The 25,375-nt window shown below is 70.9% G+C and carries 21 protein-coding genes and 1 pseudogene; 8 read left to right on the top strand and 14 right to left on the bottom strand.

Annotation, left to right across the window (positions count from 1 at the left end):
• Nucleotides 1–215 precede the first annotated feature (215 nt).
• From ABTZ89_RS13385 to ABTZ89_RS13360, 6 genes are all read right to left on the bottom strand, one after another.
• Nucleotides 216–827, bottom strand: a complete 612-nt coding sequence (locus ABTZ89_RS13385) for a response regulator transcription factor (RefSeq protein WP_351043950.1) — start codon at nucleotides 825–827, stop codon at nucleotides 216–218.
• Complete coding sequence (locus ABTZ89_RS13380; protein WP_351043947.1) at nucleotides 827–1,903, bottom strand: sensor histidine kinase; 1,077 nt, start codon at nucleotides 1,901–1,903, stop codon at nucleotides 827–829. The genes ABTZ89_RS13385 and ABTZ89_RS13380 overlap by 1 nt, the downstream gene beginning before the upstream one ends.
• A complete protein-coding gene (locus ABTZ89_RS13375; RefSeq protein WP_351043944.1) occupies nucleotides 1,900–2,637 on the bottom strand; it encodes an ABC transporter permease in 738 nt (245 codons plus the stop codon). The genes ABTZ89_RS13380 and ABTZ89_RS13375 overlap by 4 nt, the downstream gene beginning before the upstream one ends.
• The gene (locus ABTZ89_RS13370; RefSeq protein ID WP_270952233.1) at nucleotides 2,634–3,524 is read right to left on the bottom strand and encodes an ABC transporter ATP-binding protein; all 891 of its coding nucleotides are present in this window, start codon (nucleotides 3,522–3,524) and stop codon (nucleotides 2,634–2,636) included. Before ABTZ89_RS13370 ends, ABTZ89_RS13375 begins: the two co-directional genes overlap by 4 nt.
• A gap of 81 nt (nucleotides 3,525–3,605) precedes the next feature.
• Nucleotides 3,606–4,802 carry a CaiB/BaiF CoA transferase family protein gene (locus ABTZ89_RS13365; protein ID WP_351043941.1) on the bottom strand — a complete coding sequence of 399 codons (1,197 nt, stop codon included), beginning with the start codon at nucleotides 4,800–4,802 and terminating at the stop codon, nucleotides 3,606–3,608.
• 140 nt (nucleotides 4,803–4,942) lie between these two features.
• Nucleotides 4,943–6,109, bottom strand: a complete 1,167-nt coding sequence (locus ABTZ89_RS13360) for an acyl-CoA dehydrogenase family protein (protein ID WP_351043938.1) — start codon at nucleotides 6,107–6,109, stop codon at nucleotides 4,943–4,945.
• Between the two features lie 238 nt (nucleotides 6,110–6,347).
• Between ABTZ89_RS13360 and ABTZ89_RS13355 the strand changes: the two genes are divergently transcribed.
• The 5 genes and pseudogenes from ABTZ89_RS13355 to ABTZ89_RS38945 all read left to right on the top strand — a co-directional run bounded on the left by ABTZ89_RS13355 (nucleotide 6,348) and on the right by ABTZ89_RS38945 (nucleotide 12,481).
• Nucleotides 6,348–7,685, top strand: coding sequence for an MFS transporter (locus ABTZ89_RS13355; protein WP_270952230.1), 1,338 nt, complete (start codon nucleotides 6,348–6,350; stop codon nucleotides 7,683–7,685).
• A gap of 58 nt (nucleotides 7,686–7,743) precedes the next feature.
• Entirely contained in the window at nucleotides 7,744–8,502 is a 759-nt protein-coding gene (locus tag ABTZ89_RS13350) for an IclR family transcriptional regulator (RefSeq protein ID WP_270952229.1), read from the top strand.
• Between the two features lie 348 nt (nucleotides 8,503–8,850).
• The gene (locus ABTZ89_RS13345) at nucleotides 8,851–10,305 is read left to right on the top strand and encodes a xylulokinase (protein ID WP_351043933.1); all 1,455 of its coding nucleotides are present in this window, start codon (nucleotides 8,851–8,853) and stop codon (nucleotides 10,303–10,305) included.
• 47 nt (nucleotides 10,306–10,352) lie between these two features.
• Entirely contained in the window at nucleotides 10,353–10,970 is a 618-nt protein-coding gene (locus ABTZ89_RS13340; protein WP_351043931.1) for a TetR/AcrR family transcriptional regulator, read from the top strand.
• A gap of 30 nt (nucleotides 10,971–11,000) precedes the next feature.
• Nucleotides 11,001–12,481, top strand: a pseudogene (locus ABTZ89_RS38945) (FAD-dependent monooxygenase).
• Here the strand turns inward: ABTZ89_RS38945 and ABTZ89_RS13325 are convergent.
• From ABTZ89_RS13325 to ABTZ89_RS13300, 6 genes are all read right to left on the bottom strand, one after another.
• Nucleotides 12,465–13,133 (bottom strand): peptidylprolyl isomerase, encoded by a 669-nt coding sequence (locus tag ABTZ89_RS13325; protein ID WP_270953765.1) that lies wholly within the window; start codon nucleotides 13,131–13,133, stop codon nucleotides 12,465–12,467. The pseudogene ABTZ89_RS38945 and the gene ABTZ89_RS13325 overlap by 17 nt on opposite strands.
• Nucleotides 13,134–13,184: 51 nt before the next feature.
• Nucleotides 13,185–14,390 carry a helix-turn-helix domain-containing protein gene (locus ABTZ89_RS13320; protein ID WP_351043922.1) on the bottom strand — a complete coding sequence of 402 codons (1,206 nt, stop codon included), beginning with the start codon at nucleotides 14,388–14,390 and terminating at the stop codon, nucleotides 13,185–13,187.
• Between the two features lie 96 nt (nucleotides 14,391–14,486).
• Nucleotides 14,487–15,872 carry a dihydrolipoyl dehydrogenase gene (gene lpdA, locus ABTZ89_RS13315; protein WP_270953767.1) on the bottom strand — a complete coding sequence of 462 codons (1,386 nt, stop codon included), beginning with the start codon at nucleotides 15,870–15,872 and terminating at the stop codon, nucleotides 14,487–14,489.
• A 10-nt stretch (nucleotides 15,873–15,882) separates the two neighbouring features.
• Nucleotides 15,883–17,385 (bottom strand): dihydrolipoamide acetyltransferase family protein, encoded by a 1,503-nt coding sequence (locus ABTZ89_RS13310; RefSeq protein ID WP_351043918.1) that lies wholly within the window; start codon nucleotides 17,383–17,385, stop codon nucleotides 15,883–15,885.
• A 102-nt stretch (nucleotides 17,386–17,487) separates the two neighbouring features.
• Nucleotides 17,488–18,519, bottom strand: coding sequence for an alpha-ketoacid dehydrogenase subunit beta (locus tag ABTZ89_RS13305; protein WP_270953769.1), 1,032 nt, complete (start codon nucleotides 18,517–18,519; stop codon nucleotides 17,488–17,490).
• A gap of 13 nt (nucleotides 18,520–18,532) precedes the next feature.
• A complete protein-coding gene (locus ABTZ89_RS13300; RefSeq protein ID WP_270953770.1) occupies nucleotides 18,533–19,498 on the bottom strand; it encodes a thiamine pyrophosphate-dependent dehydrogenase E1 component subunit alpha in 966 nt (321 codons plus the stop codon).
• A gap of 275 nt (nucleotides 19,499–19,773) precedes the next feature.
• Between ABTZ89_RS13300 and ABTZ89_RS13295 the strand changes: the two genes are divergently transcribed.
• A complete protein-coding gene (locus ABTZ89_RS13295) occupies nucleotides 19,774–20,949 on the top strand; it encodes a GAF domain-containing protein (RefSeq protein WP_351043914.1) in 1,176 nt (391 codons plus the stop codon).
• A gap of 112 nt (nucleotides 20,950–21,061) precedes the next feature.
• On the opposite strand, the gene ABTZ89_RS13290 is transcribed toward ABTZ89_RS13295, so the two are convergent.
• Nucleotides 21,062–22,021 carry a zinc-binding dehydrogenase gene (locus tag ABTZ89_RS13290; RefSeq protein ID WP_351043911.1) on the bottom strand — a complete coding sequence of 320 codons (960 nt, stop codon included), beginning with the start codon at nucleotides 22,019–22,021 and terminating at the stop codon, nucleotides 21,062–21,064.
• A gap of 141 nt (nucleotides 22,022–22,162) precedes the next feature.
• Between ABTZ89_RS13290 and ABTZ89_RS13285 the strand changes: the two genes are divergently transcribed.
• Nucleotides 22,163–22,783, top strand: coding sequence for a TetR/AcrR family transcriptional regulator (locus ABTZ89_RS13285; RefSeq protein ID WP_351043908.1), 621 nt, complete (start codon nucleotides 22,163–22,165; stop codon nucleotides 22,781–22,783).
• A gap of 284 nt (nucleotides 22,784–23,067) precedes the next feature.
• Here the strand turns inward: ABTZ89_RS13285 and ABTZ89_RS13280 are convergent, their stop codons facing one another.
• Complete coding sequence (locus tag ABTZ89_RS13280; RefSeq protein ID WP_351043905.1) at nucleotides 23,068–24,492, bottom strand: helix-turn-helix domain-containing protein; 1,425 nt, start codon at nucleotides 24,490–24,492, stop codon at nucleotides 23,068–23,070.
• Nucleotides 24,493–24,678: 186 nt separating this feature from the next.
• Between ABTZ89_RS13280 and ABTZ89_RS13275 the strand changes: the two genes are divergently transcribed.
• Nucleotides 24,679–25,375: aldehyde dehydrogenase family protein (locus tag ABTZ89_RS13275; protein ID WP_351043902.1), on the top strand; the 697-nt coding region annotated here is incomplete at its 3' end.

Below are 25,375 nucleotides of genomic sequence, written 5' to 3'. Positions count from 1 at the left end.
AAGCGCTCAACGCCTACGGCCTCAGCCTCGTCACGGGCTAGGCCTGGTAGGTGCACGTGAGCACTTTGGGGCGCTATGGCACCCCAAAGTGCTTGTCCGATTTCCATTGAATTTGCGTCGGGACGTCACGGGACACCGTGGGAGGGGCTCAGCGGAGTGGTGCTTCGTCCGGGGCGGGGACAGTGGTTGTTGCGACCGCCTGCGTTCACGAGGCGTCAGAGCCAGCCCTGGTCGCGGGCCGTGTTGGCCGCTTCGATCCGGTTGCGGGCCGCTAGTTTCGACATCGCCGTGGAGAGGTAGTTGCGGACCGTTCCTTCGGCGAGGTGCAGGCGGTCGGCGATGTCGGCGTTGCTCGCACCGGTGACCACTTCGCGCAGGATCTCGCGCTCCCGGTCGGTCAGCGGGTCCGGCCGGCCCCAGGCCGCCACCGCGAGTTCCGGCGCCACCACCCGCTCTCCCGCGTGCACGCGGCGCAACGCCGTGACCAGCTCGGCGATCGGGGCGTCCTTCAGGACGTAGCCGGCCACCCCGATCTCCATGGCGCGCCGCAGGTATCCGCTGCGGGCGAAGGTGGTGACGATCAGGACCCGCACCGGATCACCGCGCCGCCGGAGTTCCGCCGCGACGTCGATGCCGCTGCGCTCCGGCATCTCGATGTCGGTCAGCAGGACGTCCGGCCGGTGCTGGTCGACCGCCGCGAGCGCTTCGGCTCCGTCCCCCGCCGTGGCCACGACCTCGACGTCGGGTTGCAGGTCCAGCAGCGCGGCGAAAGCGCTGAGCACCATCGTCTGGTCCTCGGCCAGCACGACCCTGATCCGCTCGCCCACTACGCCGCCACCTCCACCGGCACCGCGATGGTCACGGTGGTACCTGCCGCGCCGATGCGCCGGACCTCTCCGCCCAACGCGCTGATCCTCTCGCGCATCCCGCTCAAACCGTTGCCGTCCGGCGCTTTCCCGCCCACTCCGTCATCGGCGACGACCAGCCGCAACTCGCCTTGAACGACCTCCAGCCCGATGTGGCAGGTGCGCGCCGAAGCGTGCCGGGCGACGTTGGTGGTGGCTTCGCGCAGCGCGAGCGCGAGTTCGTGCTCGGTGGAGTCCACGATGCTCACCTCCGCATCCCACTGCACGGTCACCTCGACCCCCGTGCTGGCCAGGGTGTTGCGCGCAGACTCCAGCTCACCTTCCAGCGTGGCCTGCCGCCAACCGCTCACCACCGCGCGGATCTCGGTGAGCGCAGCCCGCGAAGTGCGCTCGATCTCGGCAGCTTCCCCGCGCGCCCGCTCGCCGTCCACGCCGATGAGCCCGTTCACCAGCTGCGCGCGCATGGTGATCGCCGTCAGGCTCTGCCCCAGCAGGTCGTGCAGGTCGCGGGCGATGCGCTGCCGCTCCGCGAGGGTCGCCAGGTGCTCGACCCGCGCGTTCCGCAGGCGCAGGTCCGCCTGCGCGCGCTCCCGCTCCGCCCACTCGATCTGGAACGAGCCGATCAGCCACAGCAGGATCAGCGACGGCAGCATGCCGTACATCCGCCAGGGCAGCGGCACCGTCGAGTACACCGAGCACGCGCTGAGCAGGGCCGTCATCCCGATGAACCACCGCAGCGCGGCGCGGCGCGACTCGGTGAACCCGGCGATGGCGGCGGCGTAGACGAACAGCACCGCCGCACCGGAGTTGAACGGCGTCACGAGGGCGCCGAGCAGCACCGTCGGCACGGTCGAGGTCCAGCGGGCCCGGTCCGGCCGCTGCCAGGCCACCGCGTACATCGGGAGGAAGAGGACGACCACGACCGCGACCAGCGTCCAGTCGACCCAGGTCGCGGTCGGCGAGAACACCGGAAGCCACAGCAGGTTCACCAGGTAGATCAGGTGTCCCCAGCGGGACAGCATTCCGGAAGTCCTCATGATCGAGCACGACGATACGACACCGCGGCCAGCATCCCGGCCACCGCGGTCATGCCGACCAGCACCAACGCGTGCCCGGCGGCAGCGCTGCCGTCCAGCTGCGCCATCGCCAGCTGAGCCAGGTGGTAGGTCGGCAGGAACGGCGCGATCTGGCCGAAGATCTCGGGCAGCGCGGCCAGCGGCACCCACAGCCCGGACAGCACAGCCATCGGGAACAGCAGCGCGTTGAGGATCGCGGCGGTGGCGTTGGCCCCCGCCTGGAACCCGATCGCCAATCCCAGCAGGGCGAACGGCAGCGTCCCCAGCACCAGGACGGCCCAGAGCCGGGCGAGCGCGGCAGGTGATGCCTGCAGCGTCCCGAGCAGCGCGGAGGTCGCGGTGATCGCCGCCAGCACACCGATCGCGTAGGGCAGCGCGGCCACCACCTTGGCGGTCAGCGTCACGCCGATCGGCACCGAGGAGACCCGCTTGGCGCGCAGCCAGCCGCGTTCCCGGTCCGATGCGACGCCGATGCCCGGGTTGGTCAGCACCACCGCCAGGACGGCGAACGTGCCGAAAGTGGCCAGCATCGCCGTACCCGTCGGCACCGCACCGGATGGCGCACCACCGTAGAGGAACGCGAACAGCGCGAAGAAGACCACCGGCATCACGATGGAGAAGAACAGCGCGGACGGTTCGCGGAGGATGCCGCGCAGCTCGTCGGCGATCTCCGCGGCGAGGATCCTGGTGTTCACGCGGCGACCTCCTCGGTCAGCCCGATCAGGGCCTCTTCCAACCCGGCGCCTTCGACGCGCAGGTCCGACAACGTCGGGTCAGCGCCTAGGAGGTGGCGCAGCAGGGCTTCCGGTTCGCGGGTGCGCAGCCGGACCAGGTCGCCGTCGCCCGCGACCGACACGACACCGGGCATCCGCCCCAGCTCGGCGCTGTCCAGCGCGGTTCGCGCGATCACGGTGCGGTCGGACAGCCGGGCGGTCAGCGCGTCCGGGCTGTCGGCGGCCAGCACCCGACCGCGGTTCAGCACGACCACCCGGTCGGCGACCGCAGCGGCCTCCTCGATCAGGTGCGTGGTCACCAGCACCCCGGCCCCGCGGGCGCGGCGATCGGCCAGCACCTGCCAGAACCGCCGCCGAGCAGCGACGTCGAGGCCGTTGGTGGGTTCGTCGAGCACCAGCAGCGCAGGCTCGGTCACCAGCGCCATCGCCAGCTGGACCCGCTGCTGCTGCCCGCCGGAGAGCTTGGCGGCACGCCGCCGCACCAGGTCGGTCAGCCCGAGCTCGGCGAGCACCGGAGCGGCTGCGGAGCGCGGGAACCCGCCCCGCACCGCAGCTCCGGCGACCAGCTCGCCGACCTTCAGCGCGCTCGGGAACCCGATCGACTGCTGCACCACGCCCAACTGCTTGCGCACCAGTGGTTTCCGCGGATCACCACCGCCGATCCGGACTGTTCCCCGTTGCGCGTGCAGCAATCCGACGACGAGTTCGACGAGGGTCGTCTTGCCCGCGCCGTTCGGCCCGAGCAGCGCCACGCACTCCCCCGCTCCGACGGCGAGGTCCACCCCGTCCAACGCCGGGGTCGCACCGTAGCGGTGCCGCACCCCGCGCACTTCAAGCACAGATCCCATGCTTGAAGAGGCTCGTCGCCGGGGACGTCAGCCGGTAGTGAGGCGAAACCATCCACCGCGGCTGACATTTGTCATCCCGGCTCAGCTCGTCCGGGCGATGTCGGCGTCGATGAGGGCCGTGATCTCCTCGTCGGTGTAGCCGAGGCCGGTCAGGATTCGCCTGGTGTCGGCGCCCTGCTCGCGAGGTGCCGTGCGGACGTTGCCCGGTGTCCGGCCGAGCTTGATCGGGATTCCGGTGCCCCGGTAACCGTCCTGCTCCACCACCATCTCGCGGTGCAGCACCTGCGGGTCGGTGAGCGCTTCGCCGACGTCGTGCACCGGCGTCGCCGGCACGCCGCGCTCCAGCAGCGACTCGGCGAGGTCCGCGCGGGTTCGGGTGCTGATCGGCGCGGCGAGGGCGTCCCGCAGCACGGCCATGTTGTGGACCCGGTCGGCGTTGGTGGTGAACCGGGGGTCGTCGGCGAGCTCCGGCAGCCCGAGGACCTCGACGATGCTGCGGAACTGGCGGTCGTTGCCGCCGCTGATGAAGATCTCCCCGTCCGCGGCGTTGAAGGTGTCGTAGGGGGCGATGGACGGGTGCGCCGAGCCGGTGCGCTGCGGGATCTTCCCCGAGGCCAGCCAGGACGCGGAGTGCGGGTGCAGCAGCGACACCGCCGTGTCCAGCAGCGTGCAGTCGACCAGCTGCCCGCGTCCGGTGGCGTGCCGGTCGTGCAGCGCGAGCAGCACGCCGGAGAAGGCGTAGATGCCGGTCACCATGTCGACGATGGGCACTCCCACCCGCAGCATCGGGCCGGACTTCTCGCCGTTGACGCTCATCAGACCGCCGTAGGCCTGCAGGATCGCGTCGTAGCCCGGCGTTGATCCCATCGGTCCGTCGGTGCCGAAACCGGTGATGCGGCAGTGCACCAGCCGCGGGAAGCGCTCGGCGATGACCTCGTCGGAGTAGCCCCACTTGGCCAGCGTGCCCGCTTTGAAGTTCTCCACCACGACGTCCACATCGGACAGCAGCTCGCCCAGCAGCCGCTGTCCGTCCACTGTGGTCAGATCCAGGCAGATGTTGTTCTTGTTGCGGTTGACCCCGGTGTGGTAGGCGCTCATCGTCCCGGTGACGAACGGCGGCCCCCAGCGGCGGGTGTCGTCGCCGGCCGGCGGCTCGACCTTGATCACCTCGGCGCCGTGGTCGGCCAGCATCTGCGAGCACAGCGGACCGGCCAGGATCCGCGACAGGTCGAGAACCCGGATGCCCTGCAGGCTGCCGGTGGGTTCAGGTGCGTTCATCGTCCGTCCTGTTCGCTCAGTACCGCTCTTCCGGTGGTCTTCACAGCAGCGATCACGCGTTTCCGCAGGTCAGGTCCCGTGAGTACTTTGGGTTGCTATAGCGCCCCAAAGTGCTCACGGTTCCTGACCTGCGCATCTGGTCAGTACGACTTGGGCAGGCCGAGGACGTGGGTGGAGACGTAGTTGAGCACCATCTCCTGGCTGACCGGGGCGAGGCGCAGGATGCGCGACTCCCGGAAGTAGCGCTCCACGTGGTACTCGCGGGCGTACCCCATGCCGCCGTGGGTCTGGATCGCCTGGTCGGCGGCGGCGAACCCGGCGTCGGCGCACAGCCACTTGGCCATGTTCGCCTCCCGACCGCAGGACAAGCCCTGGTCGTACCGCCAGGCCGCGTTGCGGGCCATCAGCTCGGCGGCGTCGAGCCGCGTGGCGGCCTCGGCCAGCGGGAACGCGACACCCTGGTTCTGGCCGATCGGCCGGTCGAAGACGACGCGCTCCTTGGCGTAGCGCACCGCGCGGTCCAGGGCGGCGCGACCGATGCCGAGCGCTTCGTGGGCCAGCAGGATCCGCTCCGGGTTGAGCCCGTCGAGCAGGTACCGGAAGCCTTGGCCCTCCTCGCCGACCCGGGCGCTCTCCGGCACGAACAGGTCGTCGATGACCACCTCGTAGGACGAGACGGCGTTGCGGCCCAGCTTCGGGATCGGGCTCAGGTGCACGTGCTCGGGGTCGATGTCGATCAGGAACAGCGACATCCCGTCGGTGGGCCGCTCGACCTCCTCGCGCCGGGTGGTCCGCGCGATGAGCACCATCTTCTGCGAGTCGCCCGCCTTGGTGATCCACACCTTGCGGCCGTTGACCCGGTAGCCGCCGTCGACGCGCTCGGCGAAGGTCGAGATCCGCGTGGTGTCGGTGCCCGCGTCGGGTTCGGTGACGCCGAAGCACACGTGCAGCGATCCGTTCGCCGCGGCGGGCAGGACCTCCTGGCGCAGTTGTTCGCTGCCGTGCTTGACGATCGTGTTCAGGCCGAAGATGGTCAGGTGCATGGTGCTGCAGCCGTTCATCCCGGCGCCGGAGGCCGCGACTTCTTCCAGCAGCAGCGCCGCTTCCAGGATTCCCAGCCCGCCGCCGCCGTACTGCTCGGGGATGGCGATGCCCAGCCAGCCGCCTTCGGCGAAGGCGTTGTAGAACTCCCACGGGAACCGGCCGTCCGCGTCGCACTCGGCCCAGTAGTCGTCGGAGAAGCTGCGGGCGAGCTCGCGCGCTCCTGCCCGCAGGTCCGCCTGATCCGCGGTCAACTCGAAGTGCATGGCGTGGTCCTCCCGAACGCGGATGTTCGTATTTACGAACGAATGCTCAGATATAAGAACAAGATGATCCTCCGCCGGCACTCCTGTCAACCCGTCGCGACATCTTGACAGTGACGCCGTTCACTTCTTAGATTCACAGTTACGAAACACAGTTCGTATATGCGAACGCTTCCCTTCCCGCTCCTGAGCGAGCTCCCAGCGCAGTCGCGCGATGATTCCGGCGAATAGGACCTGAGCGATGACGCTTGACAGTGCTGCCCCGGCACCTCCAAATCCGCCTTCCCGCAAGGCAGTCGGTCCCGCCGTGGTGATCGGCTCCGCCCTGGAGTGGTTCGACTTCTACCTCTACGCGTCGATGGCCGCGCTGGTCTTCGGCAAGCTGTTCTTCCCCGGCGGCGACCCGACCACCGCCACCCTCGGGGCGATGGCGACCTTCGCCGTCGGATTCCTCGCCCGGCCCTTCGGCGGCATCGTCTTCGGCGTGCTCGGCGACAAGTTCGGCCGCAAGATCGTGCTGTCGGTGACCTTCCTGCTGATGGGCATCTCCTCCGGCCTGATCGGCCTGCTGCCCACCTACGAATCGGTGGGCATCGCCGCGCCGCTGCTGCTGGTCGTCCTGCGCCTGCTGCAAGGACTGGGCGCCGGGGCCGAGCTGGGCAGCGCGATCGCCGTGGCTTACGAGCACGCGGACGAGAAGTCGCGCGGACGCCTGGGCTCGCTGCCCGCGCTGGGCGTCAACATCGGACTGTTCGCCTCCTCGCTGACGGTCACCGTGCTCACCAGCTTCAGCGACGAGTTCCTCTACAGCTGGGGTTGGCGCATCCCGTTCATCGCGAGCTTCGCCTTGGTGGGACTGGGTTTCTGGGTCCGCAGGCAGATGCCGGAGACCCCGGAGTTCGAGAAGGCCGCTCGGGAGGCCGGCTCCAAGAAGAAGACCCAGCCGCTGCGCGCGCTGATCCGCTCCGACTGGCGCGGGCTGTCGGTGGTCCTGGCGATCACCATCGGCTACAACGGCGTCAGCTACGTGTTCAAGACCTTCTCGCTGTCCTACCTGACGCAGTTCCGCGACGTGGCGGCCAACGTCGGCTCCTTCGGCATCACGCTGGCCAGCGCCGCCGCCATCATCACGGTGCCGATCGCGGGCCGGATCTGCGACAAGGTGGGGTCCAAGACCGTCGTGATCACCGGTGCGGTGGCCACCGCCGCGCTGGCCTTCCCGTTCTTCTGGATGCTGGACTCCGGGCAGAAGGTGCTGATCTGGGCGGCGCTCGTGCTGGCCACCGGCATCGTGGTGCCGGCGATGCTCAGCGCGCAGGGCGCGTTCCTCGCCCAGCAGTTCCCGACCGAGACCCGCGCGTCCGGCCTGGGCACCGGTCGCGAGGTCGGCGGTGCGTTCTCCGGCGGTCTGGCGCCGCTGGCCGCGCTCGCACTGGTCTCGGCGACGCCGGGGCACGCCACCTGGGCGGTGTCGCTGATGTTCGTCGCCGGAGCCCTGTTCATCGGGATCGGCGCGATGTACGACCAGGCCAAGCGGCTCGCCGCGGTGACCGAGCAACCGGTCGTCGAGCGGGCCTGACGGCCCCGGGCGCAGCGGCGGCGGTAGGTTCGTCGGCGAAACGTGGTCAGCTACGACGATGGGGATCACCGTGCCACCTGCCGAAGCTGGAGCAGCAAAAGCGCACCGCACGGTCTCGCGGGTCACCACGATCCTCGAACTGGCGGCGGCGCACCGGTCCGGGGTGCGGCTGGCCGAACTGGCCACCGCGCTGGACGCCCCGCGCTCGTCGGTGCACGGCCTGGTCAAGGGCCTCGTCGCGACCGGCTACCTGCGCGAGGAGGGCGGGGCCTACCGGATCGGCCCGGCGATCAACTCGCTGCTGGCCGCTGCGCCGCCGTCCATCGCCGAGGCCGCCCGCCCGGCGATGGAACGGCTGCACCGCCAGTTCGACGAAACCATCATGCTGGCAACGCTGGTCGGGGACTCGGTCGTCTACACCGACACGATCGAGTCCACCGATCCGATCCGCTTCATCGCCCCGCTGCAGACCCGCCGCCCGCTGCACCCGACGAGTTCCGGCAAGTGCATCCTCGCCTTCGGCACCGAGCGGTTCCGCGAGGGCTACCTGACCACTCACCTGCCGGATCCGGTGCAGCAGGACAAGATCCGGCGCCAGCTCGAAGAGGTCGCGCAGGCCGGTGTGGCGATCAACAGCGGTGAAACGCTCCCCGACCGCAGCGGCGTCGGGGCGCCGATCTTCGACAAGGGCAAGGTGACGGCGGCGATCGCGGTGGCGGGCCCCATCAACCGCCTGGCGGACAAGATCCCGGAGATCGCCGAGGCGACGAAGGCCGCCGCCCACGAGGTCTCCGAACGCCTCGCGGGCCGCATCTGACGGCGTTCCGGAAAACTCGAGAACCCCGCTGCCCCGCCCCAATTCCGCCACAGGCCGACGCTGCCGCGTACAGATCGTCGCTCAGCCCCCGTGCCGCGCCGGGTCGAGTGGATCCGCAGTTTCAATTGAAACTGCGGTTTCAACGGAACTTCGGGTGCCGACACGCCGACACCTGTGGACAAGTCCGGCTCCCTGTGGAGAACTTCCGCAAATTCAATGGAAATCGGAGGTCCAATTTCCATTGAAATTGCGGAACCCCGGGAGACGGAGCGTCGGTCAGGCCGGACGAGCTGCCGCCCAGCGCGCACAGGACGCCGGGACCGCCGGGCGGTCGTGTAGATGTTGGGCATGACCGGGCTGATGTTGGGCGTCGACGTGGGCACTACCGCCGTGAAGGTGGCCGTCTTCGAGCTGGGCGGGAACCTCGTCGCGACGCACACCGCGGCGTACCCGATCCACCGCCCGCGGCCGGGCTGGGCCGAGCAGGACCCGATGGACTGGTGGCGCGGCTGCACCGAGGGGATCCAGGCCGTGCTCACCGGGCTCGACGCCGACGCGGTGCGGTCGGTCGGGGTGGTCAGCCAGGTCAACACGCACGTGTTCGTCGACGACCAGCTGCGCCCGCTCGCCCCGGCGATCATCTGGCAGGACCAGCGCTGCGCCGAGGTCGCGCGGGATCTCGACGCCCGGCTGACCTCGGCGGACAAGACGCGCATCTGGGGCGGTCCGATCGTGCTGGACGCGTCGTTCGTGGGGTCCCGCGCGGAGTGGTTCGCCCGCACCGAGCCCGAGCTGTGGGCCCGGACGCGATGGGTGCTGAGCCCCAAGGACTTCGTGATCGCCAAGCTGACCGGTCGCCTCGCCACCGACCAGCTCTCCGCGGTCCGCGTCGCCGGCCCGACCGGCTACCTCCGCGAGGCCGTCGAGCTGGTCGACGGCTTGGCCGGGAAGCTGCCGGAGATCGCCGGACCCGAGGTGGTGCTGGGTTCCGCACCGGAGCTCGGCGGCGCCGAGGTCGTCGTGGGCACGATGGACGCCTACAGCGCCGTGTTCGGCACCCGCACCACCGAGTCCGGTCGCGGCATGGTGTCGTGCGGAACGTCGCTGGTCGTGGCCGGTGCTTCCGCCGAGTCGGTGCCGGTTCCGGAGGTCGTGACCTTCCCGCCGAAGGACGGGCTCTTCGTGCACGCCGGGCCGACGCAGGCAGCCGGCGACGCCTTGCGCTGGTGGTGCCAGGCCTCGGGGCTCAGCATCGACGAGGTGCTGCGCTCGGCCGGAGCAGGCACGCCGGGCGTCATCTTCACCCCGCACCTGATGGGCGAGCGGGCGCCGCTGTGGGATTCCGAGGTGCGCGGGAGCTTCTTCGGGCTCAGCTCGGCGACCTCGCAGGCGGACCTGTGCCGAGCGGTCCTGCAAGGCGTGGCGATGTCCGCCCGGCACGTGCTGGATCCGGTCGAGCGCGCATGCGGATTTGCGTTGCCCTCCTTGGCCTTTTCGGGCGGCGGCGCGCGGAGCGACCTGTGGACGCAGATCCATGCCGACGTCCTGCAGCGCCCGATCGAACGGTTGCGGGTGCACGACAGCGCGGTGCTCGGCGCGGCTCTGCTGGGCGCGGTGGGCACCGGCTCCTACCCGGACATCGCCGCGGCGGCAGCGGCGACGGTCGCGGTGGACCGGGTGTTCACCCCCGCCGCCGACGCCGACCGCCTGAACCCGCTGTTCGAGGCGTACCGCGAGTCCTACGACGCCCTGCGCGGCATCCACGCGCGCCTCGCCGACTGGCGCAGCACAGAAAATTGCTGATAACGAAATTTTGCGTGCTGCGCACTTTTTAGCTACCGTGGCGGCTCGTGAGCGACGAGCGGATGGGCCTGCGGGAGCGCAAGAAGCAGGAGACCCGCAACGCGCTGAGCTGGGCGGCCGTCCGCCTGGCCGCGGAGCGGGGTCTCGACGCGGTGCGAGTGGAGGACATCGCCGCCGAGGTCGGCGTCTCACCGCGCACCTTCAACAACTACTTCGCCAGCAAGAGCGAGGCGATCGCCGCTCGCCACCTGGAACGGGCCCGGCAGATCGCGGTCGAGCTGCGCGCCCGACCGGAGTCCGAACCGCTGTGGGAAGCGATCACCAACGCCGCGCTGGCTCGCTTCGGCTTGTCCGAAGGCACCGGTGAGCGCGAGCCGGAGCAGCAGTGGCTCGACGGCGTCCGCCTGATGGTCTCGGAACCGGCGCTGCGGGGCGAGTTCTTCAAGGCCAACGCGATGGCAGACGCCGAACTCGCCGCCGCCATCGCCGAGCGCACCGGCACCGACGTGGAGCACGACCTGTACCCGCGGCTGGTTTCAGGCGCGGTCGGAGCTGCGATGGCCGCAGCGATCGGGCACTGGCTGCACGCAGCGGAACCCACCCCGATGGCACCGCTGCTGCGCGACGCGCTCCGCCAGCTCGCCTCGGGACTTCCCGTTCCCTGATCTTTTCCTTTCGCAGCAAGGGAGAACTCCATGCCGGAAGACGTCGTCATCGCAGGCGGCGGGCCCAACGGGCTGATGCTCGCCTGCGAGCTGGGCCTGGCCGGAGTCCGCGCGCTGGTGCTGGAGCGGGAGCCGGAGCTCGTGCAGCGCAACCGCGCCAACGGCCTGATCGGCCAGGTCGTGCGCCTGCTCGACCGCCGCGGCCTGCACCAACGGCTCAGCGGCACTCCGGAACCACCGCAACCGTTCCCGGCGTTCGTGTTCGGCGGTTTCCCGCTGCCGCTCGCCGAACTCGACGACAACCCGCTCTACGGATTGGGCGTGCCGCAGCACCGGATCGAGCAGGTGCTGGAAGAGCGCGCGATCGAGCTGGGCACCGAGATCCGCCGCGGGCACGAGCTCACCGGCCTGTCGCAGGACGACGAGGCGGTCACCGCCGAGATCACCGGCCCGGACGGCGACTACCGGCTGCGCACCCGCTTCCTGGTCGGCGCGGACGGCGGGCGGAGCACCGCGCGCAAGCTAGCCGGCATCGATTTCCCCGGAGTTTCCAGGGAGAACGTCGTGTCCCGCCTGGCGCACGTGACCGTTCCCGGAGAACTGCACGACGAGCGGACCAAGGGTCTCGACCTGCCCGGCGCCGGACTCGTCCCGCCGTTCCTCCACCACCGCACCGAACGCGGGGTGTTCACCTTCGCCCCGTTCCCCGACCGGCCGTGGATCGTGTCCACAATGGAGTGGGATCCGGATGCCGACGACCAGACGCCCATGACGCTGGGCGAACTCCGCGCGAGCGTGCACCGCGTGCTCGGCGCCGATCTCCCGCTGCAGCCCGCGGACAGCGGCCACCTGCGCCGGGTGATCGGCGGAACACCCGGATCGCCGAGCGGTACCGCGAACGCCGGGTGCTGCTGGTCGGCGACGCCGCCCACGTCCACTCCGCGGTCGGTGGACCGGGGCTGAACCTGGGACTCCAGGACGCGGTGAACCTCGGCTGGAAGCTCGCCGCGGAACTGCACGGCTGGGCCCCGCCCGGACTGTTGGACAGCTACGAGTCGGAGCGGCGACCGGTCGCCGAGCGCGTGGTCATGCACACCCAGGCCCAGTCCGCGCTGCTCTCCCCCGGCCCCGAGATCACCGGCCTGCGCGAGCTGTTCGGCGAGCTCCTGCAGAACCGGGACAACGTCCAGCACATCGCGGACACGATGTCCGGCGCGGACGTCCGCTACGACATCGGCGACGCGCACCCGCTCATCGGCCGCTGGGCGCCCGACCTGCAGGTGGACACCTCCGCCGCCCGCCCGCTGCTGCTGGACGCGACCGGCACCCTGGCCGAAGCGGCGGCGGGCTGGTCGGACCGCGTGGACGTCGTCGCCGTCCGGTCCGGCCTGCCCGCCGCCGCGATGCTGCTCCGCCCGGACTGCTACATCGCCTGGGCCTCGGACTCCCCGGACCACGACTCGCTCCGCGAAGCCCTGACCAGGTGGTTCGGCGTCAGCCGCGGATCTTGACCTGCTCGATCTCCACCGGGAGCGCCGGTTCGCCGTCGCCCGGATCGCCGCCCTCACCGGGGACGATGCCGCCCGCGACGATCTCGTCCAGGACCTCCATGCCGCGCACCACGTGGCCCAGGACCGTGTAGGCGGGCTTGATGTTGGCGTGCGAGTGGACGATGAAGAACTGGCTGCCGTTGGTGTCCGGCCCCTGGTTGCCCATCGCGATGGTGCCGCGCGGATAGGTCTCCGCGCCGGTCACCTCGTCGGCGAAGCGGTAGCCGGGGCCGCCCTTCTCCACCGACCAGATGTCCCCGCACTGCAGCACGCCGAGCCGCTCGGAGTTGGTCAACCGCCAGCAGCGGGACCGGTCGTAGAAGTCGCTGCGCGCCAGGTGCACGAGGTTGTGCACCGCGCACGGCGCGTTCGCGCGGTCGAGCTCCACCACGACGTCGCCGCGGTTGGTCCGGATCTCGGCGCGCACCGTGCCCTCGGTCTTCGCCTTCGGCTTGGGCGGGTCCACCTCGCGGGCGGCCGGGTTCTCCGGCGTGGGGATGAACTCGCACGTCGTGCGGTGCGGTGACTTCTGCGGTGCCTCGGCGTGCGCGACGGCGACGGGGGTGGCGGCCAGCACGACCGCGAGGATTCCAGCGAACCAGCGCGATTTCATGCGACGAAACTAATCACCCGCGGGGACCGGTCAAACCGGCGAACGGGCTAGTCAGCGCAGCACCGCCACGTCCAGCTCGGAGCGGAAGCGGTACGGGCGGTGGTCGAGCAGGTCGCCGAAGCGCTTGCGCAGCCGCGACATCTCGGCCCGCACCGTGACCGTGCGCGACGGGTCGGCGAACAGGTGCTCGGCGAGGTCGGCGGCGCTGCACCCGGCGGGGTGGTCGGCGAGGTGGGCGAGGACGTCGGCGTGGCGGGCGCTGACCTGGTACGACCAGCTGCCGGAATCGCGGTGCACCGCGAGCTGGGGGCGCGCTCCCCGGAGATCGAGCACCACCCGCGTGGACGCTGCGGACTCGAGTCCTCCCGGGCACAGCAGCACGCCTTCGGGCAAAGGTTCCAGCACGCAGTCGCCGAACGCCGGGACCCACACCCGCTGCGCGTCCAGCTGCGCTGGCAGCGCGATGCGGTCGATCGGCGGCAGACCGGTCGACGCGGCGACCCAGCCGTTGCGGTCGACGACCAGCGCCTGCCCGGGCAGCCTCGCCAGCAGCGGGGCGGCGATGGTCCGGAGGCGGTCGAGCTGGTCGCGGTGCGCCTCGCGCAGCCGGACTTCGGCCATCTCCGCCACCGCGCTGACCAGCGCGAGCATGCTCGGGTGCGCGGTGTCGCGCGGGCCGCTGATGTCGACCACGCCGAGCAGCTGACCGTCTCGGGGGTCGTGCACGGGCGCGGCGGCGCAGGTCCACTGGTGGTGGGTGCCGACGTAGTGCTCGGCGGCGTGGACGTGCAGCGGACGGCCCTCGACGAGCGCCGTGCCGATCGCGTTGGTGCCGACCGCGGCTTCGCCCCAGCTGGCGCCCTCGACGAACCCGAGCTGATCGGCCCGCCGCAGCACCGCCCGGTTCCCCTCGCGCCACAGCAGCCGGCCGTCGCGGTCGACGACGACCACGATGTGCCCGGCGCCGTCGGCCGCGGGCAGGAGTCCGGTGCGCAGCGTCCGCACCGGGTCGCCGGCCAGCCCGCAGCGCTGGCGACGCCGCTCCACCTCGGTCGACGACACCGGATCGACGTCGCGACCGCGGTCGGGGTCGAGCCCCTTGCCGCGCACCCGTTGCCAGGAGTCGATGATCGACGACCGCACCGGCACGCGCGGGCGCTGCCCGGCGAGCACGTCGTCCCGGGCTGTAGCCAGTGCACGGGCGTAGTACCGCCGGTCCGCTGGTTCCGGCGCCGTGTCGAGGTGCTCGGGCCGCATCGCCGCTCCCTGACCAGCCGAGGTGGATCATGTGATCACCACCACAATACGGCCCCGGGCCCGCTCCCCGAAATCACCGAGCCGCCGGACCAGCGCTCAGGCGTTGCGGGGTTTGCCCAAAGCGGACAGGACCGACTCGTGCAGCGCCTCCGACAGGGTCGGATGGGCGAAGACGACTTCGGCGAGGTCATCGGCCGTGGCCTCCAGCGCCCGGGCGATGCCGAAGCCCTGGACGTGCTCGGTCACCTCGGGGCCGACCAGGTGCGCGCCGAGCAGTTCGCCGGTGCTCCCGTCGAAGATCGTCTTCACGAAGCCGTCGGCCTCGCCGATCGTGAGCGCCTTGCCCGAGGCCTGCAGGTCGAAGGTGCCGATCTGCAGCGGACGTCCGGTGGCGCGCGCCTGCTCCTCGGTCAGCCCGAGCCGCGCCACCTGCGGCCGGGCGTAGGTGCAGCCCGGCACGTAGGCGGGGTCGAGCGGCGTGACGTGGTCGAGCCCGGCGAGCTTCTCCACGCACACCACCGCCTCGTGGCTGGCCTTGTGCGCCAGGCACGGCCCGCCGGCCACATCGCCGATCGCGTAGACGCCGAAGGCGGTGGTGCGGCCCCACTCGTCGGTGCGCACGAACCCGCCGTCGACCTCCACCCCGACCTCGGCCAGCCCGAGGTCTTCGACGTTGCCCCGGATGCCCGCGGCGACCAGCACCCGCTCAGCGATGATCCGATCCGCCCCGCCCAGCGTCGCGCTGACCCCGTCGGCGGCCACCGCCACGTCCGAGACCGACGTCCCGGCGTGCACGCGGATACCGCGCTTCTCGAACTGCGCGCGGACGTGCTCGGACACCGCGGCGTCCTCACCCGGCATGATCCGCGGGGCCACCTCGACGAGGGTCACCTCGCTGCCCAGGTCGCGGTAGAGGCTGGCGAACTCGACACCGATCGCGCCGGAGCCGACGACCAGCAGCGAGCGGGGCAGCTCCGCCGGGGCCAAGGCCTGGAAGTAGGTCCAGATCCGCTCGCCGTCGGGTTCCAGGCCGGGCACGGCGCGCGGCCGGGCACCGGTGGCCAGGATGACGTGGTCCGCGCGGTGCACGCTCCGCCCACCGTCGGCGGCGACCTCCACCACTCCCTTGTCCAGCAGCCGAGCGGTGCCGGTGAGCACGTCGATGCCGTTCTTGCGCATCAGGTACCCGACGCCGCCGGCGAGCCGCTGCGACACCGAGCGGCTGAACTCGACGAGCTGCGCCATGTCGAACTCCACGCCGTCGGCGCGGAACCCCAACGGCGCCATGGACGCGAGCGTGTGCGCCACGTCAGCACCGTGCAGCAGCGCCTTGGTGGGGATGCAGCCCCAGTTCAGGCAGATCCCGCCCAGCTGGTCGCGCTCGACGACCGCGGTGCGCAGACCGAGCTGGGCGGCGCGGATCGCGGCCACGTAGCCACCGGGACCGCTGCCGATGACCAGGACGTCGTACTTGTCGTTCACCAGTACCTCCTCAAACCAGCATCAGGGCCGGCGACTCGACGAACCGCTTCAGCGCCTGCAGGAACCGCGCACCCACCGCCCCGTCGATGACCCGGTGGTCGCAGGACAGGGTCGCCGTGATGACCGTGCGCACCACGACCTGGCCGTCGACGGCCACCGGCCGCTGCTGCCCCGCGCCGACCGCGAGGATCGCCGCCTGCGGCGGGTTGATGATCGCGTCGAACTCGCGCACCCCGTACATGCCGAGGTTGGAGACGGTGAACGTGCCGCCCTGGAACTCGTCGGGTGCGAGCTGCCCGGCTTTCGCCTTGGTCACCAAGGCGTGCACCGAGGCGGAGAGCTCCGCGAGGCTCTGCGCGTCAGCGCCGCGCACGATGGGCGTGATCAGCCCCGACGGCAGGGCGACCGCGACGGCTACATCAGCTGCGGAGTGCTGCAGCACCGCCTGGGCGTCCTCGTCGAACTGCACGTTGACCTCGGGGACCGCGCGCAGCGCCGAAGCGCAGGCCTTGACGATGAAGTCGTTCACCGACAGCTTCACCGCCGGGACGGTGGCGTTGATCTGCTCGCGCAGCGCCAGGAGCGCGTCGATCTCCAGATCGACGGATACCCGGAAGTGCGGCGCGTTGCGCTTGGCGGCCTGCAGCCGCTGCGCGATGGCCCGGCGCATAGAGGTGAGCGGCACCGCCTCGACCGTCGTGAGCGCGGAAGCCGGTTGGGGGCGGTCTTCGCACTCACGACCCCAGCGCTGCTCGGCTTCCCGCACGTCAGCAACGCACACCCGGCCCCGGGAACCGGTTGCGCGGCAGTCGTGCAAGTTGACGCCGAGCTCCGCGGCGAGACGACGGGCCACCGGGGTGGCGTCCACATCGGAATCGTCCTGTGTGGACCGAGGTGTGCTCCGCGTCGGTGCGGGCGGCGCGGCCACCGTTCCCCCGGCGTCGCGCACCGCGTTGTGGACGTCCTCCAGCGACACCCTGCCCAGCCGACCGCTGCCCGGGACCTTCGCCAGATCGATGCCGTGCTCGGCGGCGAACCGCAGCGCGTACGGCGTGGCGAAGATGTCGTCGGCGGTCGCACCGGCAAGCACACCGGGAACGGTGGTCGCCCCCGAAACCGCCGCGGGCGCAGGCGATTCCCGCGGCGCCGCGACCGGCTGAAGGTTCCGCGCGGCATCGTCGCCCTGGCCGCTTCGCGCGGAATCGCCGGACAGCTCAGCGCCGACACCGCGCGCGGCCAGCGCCTCGTCGATCTCCGCATCGGAGACGGAGGCCTCCGCCGAGACCGCGAGCACTGCGGAAACCGGCAGCGTCTGGCCCGGTTGCGCGACGATGCGCCGCAGCACACCGCCGAACGGGGCTTCCATCTCGTTGGTGATCTTGCTGGTCTCCACCTCGCAGAGGGGCTCGCCCTTGCCGAAGCTCGCCCCCTCCGCGACCAGCCAGCGGGTCACGGCGCCTTCCTCCATGGAAAGGCCCCACTTGGGCAGTTCGATGAACTGGATCTCGGTCATGATCAGAACTCGTCCTCGCGCTCGTTGTGCGTAGCAGTGCGGGTAGCGGAACCTCGGAGCCCGTCTTCGACCTCGCGCAGGGCGCCTGCCGCTTCGAATCGATCAGCTCGCCACCAGCTTGCGGATCGCGGCTTCGATCCGGGCCGAGTCGGGCAGCCACGCCTTCTCCAACTTCGGCGAGAACGGGACCGGCGTGTGCGGCGGCGTCACCAGCTCGACCGGGGCGCGCAAGGAGTCGAAGGCCCGGGTCGCGATCAGCGAGACCACGTCGTGGCCGAATCCGCACCGCGCGGCGGACTCGTCCACCACGACCACCCGGCCGGTGGCCGCAGCGGATTCGAGGATGCCCTCCTCGTCCAGCGGCGACACGGTCCGCGGGTCTACCACCTCCACCGAGATGCCCTCCGCGGCGAGCCGGTCGGCCGCGTCGTTGGCGGCGCCGACCATCGCCGACAGCGCGATCACGGTGACGTCGGTGCCCTGGCGCGTGTAGTTGGCGACGCCGAGCGGGATCGAGTACGGCTCGTCGGGTACCTCGGCCTTGGTGTCGTAGAGGGTCTTGTGCTCGCAGAACACCACCGGGTCGTCTTCCCGGATCGCCTGGATGAGCAGTCCCTTCGCGTCGTGGGCGTTGGACGGTGCCACGACCTTCAGGCCCGGCACCGAGGCGAACACGTGGTACGGCGACTGCGAGTGCTGGGCGGCTGCGGAGAAACCGGCGCCGATCATCCCGCGCACCACCATCGGGGTGCGCGCCTTGCCGCCGAACATGTACCGGAACTTCGCCGCCTGGTTGTACAGCGCGTCGTAGCAGACCCCGAAGAAGTCCATGAACATCAGCTCCGCGACCGGGCGCAGTCCGGTCAGGGCGGCGCCGGCCGCCATGCCGATGATCGCCGACTCGGTGATCGGCGTGTCGATCACGCGCTCCGAGCCGAACTCGCTCCACAGGCCCTTCGTGACGCCGAGGACGCCGCCGAACGCCTCGATCTTCTCCTCCTCGAGCTTCGGGTTGGTTCCCGCTTGCCCGCCGCGCAGGTCCTCGCCGATCTGCACGACGGTCTCATCGCGCGCCATCTCCTGGGCCAGCGCTTCCTTGACCGCTTCGCGGTAGGTCTTCTTCGACGTGGTCATCGGTGCCCTCTCCTCAGAACGAGACGTAGACGTCGGTGAGCAGGTGCTCGATCGGCGGGTACTCGGCAGCGCGGGCCTTGGCGACGGCGTCGTCGACCAGGGCGCGCGACTCCTCGTCGACCTCGTCGAATTCGCGCGCGGTGACCTTGCGCCGGTCGACCTTGCCGCGGAAGATCTGCAGCGGGTCCTGGGTGGCGCGCAGCTCGGCCACCTGCTCCGGCGTGCGGTAGAGCTGGGCGTCGCCCTCGAAGTGCCCGTAGAACCGGTTCGCGCTGGCCTCGATCGTGGTCGGTCCGCCGCCGGCGCGTGCGCGCTCGACCGCCTCGCGGGCGGCTTCGTGCACCGCGAAGAAGTCGGTCCCGTCCACCTTCACCGCGGGCATGCCGAACGCCGCGGCACGGCCGGCGATATCGCTGGTGCCCACCGCGTAGTCGGTGCCGGTGGCCTCGCCGTACCCGTTGTTCTCGACGACGAACACGACCGGCAGCTGCAGCACCACAGCCATGTTCATCGCCTCGAACGCGGTGCCCTGGTTGGAGCCGCCGTCACCGGTGAACGACGCGGCCACACCACCGTTGCGCAACGTCTTGGCGCTGAGCGCGGCGCCGATGGCCAGCGGCGGTGCGCCGCCGACGATCGCGTTGGCGCCGAGCATGCCCACCGACAGGTCGGCGATGTGCATCGAACCGCCCTTGCCGTGGCAGAGCCCGTCGAGCTTGCCGAAGATCTCGGCCATCATGCCGTGCACGTCGCAGCCCTTGGCGATGCAGTGGCCGTGGCCGCGGTGGGTGGATCCGATGTGGTCGGTGTCGTCCAGGTTCTCGCAGACGCCGACGGCGATCGCTTCCTGCCCGGAGTACAGGTGGATGAAGCCGGGGATGTCGCCGGTGGCGTTCTCCTCGTGCAACCGGTCCTCGAACGCCCGGATCCGCGACATCTTCCGGTACGCACCCAGCAGTGCGCGCTTGTCCATCGTCATCGTCCTCCTCGTCGGTGCCGGGCTCGCCCGTGGCCGTTGAAGGTATGGATGGGACGTGTGGGGAACCAGCGTTGCACCGGGTTGCATCCGCCTGGCCGAACAGGATTCGCCATTCAGTCCGCAGTGGACAGCGCGCGGCGGAGCGGGGTTGCAACCTCGTGCAACCCTTGCGCCCAGCTGCGAGGTGGCTTCTCCTGTGCGCGAGTGACCTGGGCGGCACATCGACGTGACGGGACGGCAACGGTGGGCTGGCGGGTCGGCCAGGAGGACGTGACATGTCGATCCGCCAGCGGCACCACCTCGCCCGCGCGCACGAGGCGGCGCTGACCGGAGCACGGCCCGCGGTCGCACCGCGCCGGATGATCGTGCAGTCCTGGGACCGGGCGCGGCAGCACGGCGTCGACCCGGACCGGGGAACGGACTGCCGCCCGGTAGCGGCCGACGAGCTCGAACACCGCCGGGTGCGCTGCGATCTCGGCGGCGACGCCCTGCGCGAGCTGCTCTCCGGCCTGGTCCCGGCAGCGGAGAGCGCCGGGGCCGTCGTGGTCGTCGTCGACGTCGAGGGCCGCATCCTGTGGCGCGAGGGGCACCCCGGTGCCTTCCGCCGCGCCGACCGGCTCGGTTTCGTCGAGGGCGCGTGCTGGCTGGAGAACGCCGTCGGCACCAACGCCATCGGAACGGCACTGGTCGAGGGCGTCGCGCTGCAGGTCCACTCCGCGGAGCACTTCGTCCGCGCCCACCACGCCTGGACCTGCGCGGCAGCACCCGTGCACGACCCCCGCGACGGTCGGCTCCTGGGAGCGGTCGACGTCAGCGGACCGGCCGATGCCGTGCACCCCAGCACGCTGGCCCTGGTCCGCGCGGTCGCCGGCCTGACCGAAGCGCGGCTGCGCGACGCGCACCGCCACCAACTCGACCGGCTGCGCGCCGTCGCCGCGCCGGTGCTGGCCAAGGTGGGAGGACAAGCCCTGGCGGTGGACCGCGACGGCTGGGTGGCGGCGTCGACCGGCCTCCCACCGGTCGACCGCATCGCACTGCCCGCCGCCCCCAGCGGTCAGATCTGGCTCCCCGCGTTCGGCACCTGCGCGGCGGAACCGCTACCCGAAGGCGTCCTGCTGCGGCTGTGCGACGCAGCACCGCGCACGACGACCCGCGTGGTCCTGGACGTGCGGCGCAGCAATCAGCCGGTCCTCACCGTGCACCGCGAATCGGGCAGCTGGACCTACCGGACGAGCCGCCGCCACGCGGACATCCTGCTCGAGCTGGCCACCCACCGGGCCGGCCGCACGGCCGCTGACCTGTCCACCGCGCTCTTCGACGACCCGACGCGGACGATCACGGTGCGCGCGGAGATGTCCCGGCTGCGGAAGAAGTTCGGCGACCTCCTCGAGAACCGCCCCTACCGCTTCCTCCCCGACCTCGAAGTCTCGGTCCTGCAACCGGAAACCTGAATCCGGCAGCAGCACTGCGGACATCTCCAGCAGCTGAGCTGATGGTGGTCGTGGTGGTGGAGCGCGCCGCCGGTGCCCTAGACGTTGAGGCGGGACGCCGGGAACTCGTGCGTCAAAGGAGGATGACGGTGCGCTCGCCGGGTGCGTCCTCGTGGGCCCAGGCCGCCTCTACCTGGTCCAGCGGGAAAGGATGCGGGCGCACGGCCATGCCACCCGCGGCGATCACGGCGATGAGCTCGGTGAACTCCCGCTGCATGACCTGCACGTCCACCGAGCCGAAGCCGCTGCCCAGGATCCGGAACGCGTTGGAGCGCAGAGCGTGCCCGGACAGGGTGATCGCGTCTCCGCCCATGCCACCGATCTGAACCCAGTCGAGCAGACGGGTGTGCTGGGTACGCGATCCGAGGAGGGCACGCATGGCGAGCTCGGTGGGCGGCCCCCACACGTAGTCGAGGACCACGTCGACCTCGGCGGCGGCCTCGGCGAGCGCGGCCGCGGTGGCGTCCTCATCGGGAGTGAGCTGAACGATGTCGTCCGCGCCCTCGACGGTGAGTTCGCCGAGGCGGGATCGATTGCGTCCGGCGGCGATCACTCGCCCCGCGCCGAGGTGCTTGGCGACCTTGACGGCCATCGATCCGGCATTGCCGGTCGCGCCGTGCACCAGGACCGACTGCCCGGCCTGGAACGGGACGCGGGTGCGCAGCGCACCCCATGAGGACAGGGCGGGGTTCATGGTGGCGACCAGGAGTGCGGGATCGGCTCCGTCCGGGACCGGGATGACGGCGGCCGGATCGATGACGATGCGCTCGGCCAAGGTGCCGGCGCCCAGGAGCATGACGTAGCCGAGGCCGCCGTCCGCTCGGCGGACGACGGCGTCCGCACCCGCTAGGGCGGGCAGTGCCTTGGGACTCGTGTAGTGCTTACCCGCGGCGATGCCCCGAGTGGCCGGGTGCACGCCGACGGCGAGCACGTGCACCACTTCCTGACCGGGGGCAGCCTCTGGGGCGGGGATGGACCGGAAGCGCGGCGGCTCGTCGAAGGACTCCACAAGCGCAGCGTTGATCATGGACATGCGCGTTTCCCCTGCCTGGTCGCACACCGATTAGAAACGGTATCGTATCTTATTGATCCGAGAGTACGGCCGCAGATTAAGATACGCAAGCGGACCTAACCGCATGGCCGAGTACTGCGAAAAGGACACATGGGGGCAGTTGTGAGTGAGCGGCGCGCGGAGGGCACTCCCACACGGCGCAGAGGCACCGCCCTGGAGAACGCGATCACCGATGCCGCCTGGGAGGTGCTCGTCGAGCAGGGTTACAACGGCTTCACCTACGAGGCCGTCGCCGCGCGCGCCGGAACCAGCAAACCGGTGCTCTACCGGCGCTGGCCGCAGCGCGCGGACCTCCTCATCGCCACGCTCACCCGGTACTGGCGCCCACTCGACATCCCCGACACCGGCAGCCTGCGCCAGGACGCCCTCACCCTCCTGCGCACGGTCAACGCCGAGCGCGCCCGCACGGTGATACTCATGCGCATCCAGCTGGCGGACTACTTCCGCGAGACCGGCACCAACTTCAGCGACCTGCGCAGCCGCCTCCGCCCCTCGGACCGGAGAGCACCCTTCGCGACGCTCGTCGACCGCGCCATCGAGCGAGGCGAGCTCGCGGATGTACCGCGACCCGAACGCGTGGTGAACCTGCCCTTCGACCTGGTGCGCCACGACATGCTGATGACCATGGGCGCGGTGCCGGACGAGGCGATCGTCGAGATCGTGGACGCGGTGTGGCTACCCCTGCTCGGCCTACCACCGCACGGCGAGCAAGCAGGCCGCTGAGCCCCACTTCGACGTACCGGCACAACTCCCGAGCCCCACGGTCCCCACCCTGCGGGCCGGACTGCGAGGTCTTGGCCCGCAACGCACCCTCAACCTCCAGCGGGACCCCACAGCACCGCGATCGAGCAGCTCAGGTGCTTCAGCGCCGAAGTCGACGCCCAACGACGCAGGCGCACCAGGCATCGGCACCAAGGACTCCGGCCGACTTCCTCGTCCGAACCATGTCGCCGCGGCCAGCACCTCAGCCGCACTTGCCATCGTCAACAACGCTTGTGGTCAAGCAGCTAGTCCGCCGTCCACAGGTGGTGGAGGCGGGCTTCGATGGCGCTGCGTTGAGGCGCGGACGGTGGTAGGTCCGCGAGGGCCTTCTCGAGGACTTCGAGATCGTCCCGGCCTGCTTCGGTGGTCGTGAAACGCCCCAGCACTGCGAGGTTTTCGGTGTTGAGGACCGCAGTGCGCAGCGCAGCGCGCAGTTCGTCGCGCTCAGCTCGGATCGCCGGGGATTCCGAGTGCGGCAGCAGCAGTCCGGCGTGGTCGAGGGCCGCGTGCACGTCGCCCGCGCGAAGCGACTCGCGCAAGCTGGCCAGGTCGCTGCGCACGTCGGCGTCGATCCGGTACGGACGGGTGCGGATGGTCGAGGTGCCGAGGATGCTGCGCAGGCGGTGGATCTCCACCCGCACCGTGGTCGCGTTGCCGTGCTCCCCGTGCAGCCGCAGCGCGAGCCGTTCCGCGGTCAGCCCGCCCGGGTGCAAGGCGAGCAGCGCCAGCATCTCCGCGTGCCGCAAGCTCAGCTCGTGGCGCACCCCGTCCACCTCAGCGGTCGGCACGCCGTCACCGAGCAGCGTCAACGACAACTGCGATTTCCGCTGCTGACGACGGTGCGGACGCACCAGGAACCCGCCCGGCAGCGGTTCGAGCTCGGCACCGCCCAGCGCGATCCGCTGCCCGGGGACCAGTGCCGCGGCCGGATCGCTGGCCACCACGCGCCCGGTGGCCGACACCAGCGCCGCACCGCTGTCCAGGTGGTGCCCGTGCCGCGCCAGGAAAGCGTCGTCGCGCGCGTGCATCCGCGCCCGCAGCTCGCTCTCGACCAGCTGCGCGCTGGTCACCACCAGCGCCAACAGCGCCGGGTGCATGGTGTGCAGGGGTCCGCTGACGTCGATGGCGCCCAGCAGTTCGCCGGTCTCCGGATCGCGCACCGGGCATGCCGCGCAGGTCCACGAGTGGTAGGTGCGGACCAGGTGCTCGGCCGAGTGGATGGCCACCGGCGCCCCAGTCGCCAGCGCGGTTCCCATCGCGTTGGTGCCGATCGCCTGCTCCGCCCACCGGGTTCCCTCCGCCAGCAGAACCCGGTCGGCGTCCCGGCACACCTGCGGATGTCCTTGCCGCCACAGGATGTTCCCCGCCGCGTCGGTGATGATCATGATGTGCGTGGTGTCCGCAGCCTCCAGCAACGTGCTCCGCAGCAAGGGCACCCAGCGCGCCAGCGGATGCGCCTGCCGCGCCTCCCCGATCTCGTCGTCGGCGAACACCACCGGCGGTTCGCCGCCGTCAGGGCTGATCCGCGCGCGCAAACTGCGCTGCCACGACTCGACCACGACGGGCCGCGCCTGCGTCGGCGCGGTTTCGCCGGAGAGCAGCGCAGCGTGCACCCGCTCGAGCAGGCGGGCCCGTTCGAGCGGGTCGGTGGAGCGCGGGATCGGTTTCATCGCCAAGTCTTTCCGCACCTGACCGGTTCGTGGTGTGCGCCGAGTCGACACCGGTCGAGCCAGTCTGGCGGGCGATCGGGACCGCGGGCAAGCCTCGCCGCAACGTCGGTGCAACGTTGCGGCGCCTAGCTTCTGCCGCACGCGATCACCTCATCGCGGCGACGAGGCCGCACGAAGGAGGCACAGATGGCTCGGTACGCAGCTCCGGGGACGCCGGGATCGAAGGTCGAGTTCCAGTCCCGCTACGACCACTTCATCGGTGGCGAGCACGTCGCCCCTGCCGGGGGCGAGTACTTCGCGAACCCGACACCGGTGACCGGTCAGGTCTTCACCGAGATCGCCCGCGGCACCGCGGCCGACGTCGAACGCGCCCTGGACGCCGCCGAAGGCGCCGCCCCGGCGTGGGGCCGCGCGGCGCCGGGCGAGCGAGCCGCCGTCCTGCTGCGGATCGCCGACCGGATGGAGCAGAACCTGGAGCGGCTGGCCGTCGCCGAGAGCTGGGACAACGGCAAACCGATCCGCGAAACCCTGGCCGCCGACATCCCGCTGGCCATCGACCACTTCCGCTACTTCGCGGGCGCCCTGCGCGCGCAGGAGGGCGCGATCTCGCAGATCGACGACGACACCGTCGCCTACCACTTCCACGAACCGCTGGGCGTGGTCGCCCAGATCATCCCGTGGAACTTCCCGCTGCTGATGGCGACCTGGAAGCTCGCACCGGCACTGGCCGCGGGCAACGCGGTGGTGCTCAAGCCCGCCGAGCAGACCCCGGCGTCGATCCACGTGCTGGTGGAGCTGATCGCGCTGCTGCACGACGTCGTGGTGACCGCGGGCATCTACTCGCTGGTCGGCTTCGAGGTCACGCCCAGCACGGTGATCGGTC

Origin of the sequence: Saccharopolyspora sp. NPDC002686 (assembly GCF_040295745.1) — a bacterium.
Classification (GTDB): domain Bacteria; phylum Actinomycetota; class Actinomycetes; order Mycobacteriales; family Pseudonocardiaceae; genus Saccharopolyspora; species Saccharopolyspora oryzae.
Note: the sequence above shows the minus strand (reverse complement) of the source record. Positions and strands in the feature narration are given on the sequence as shown.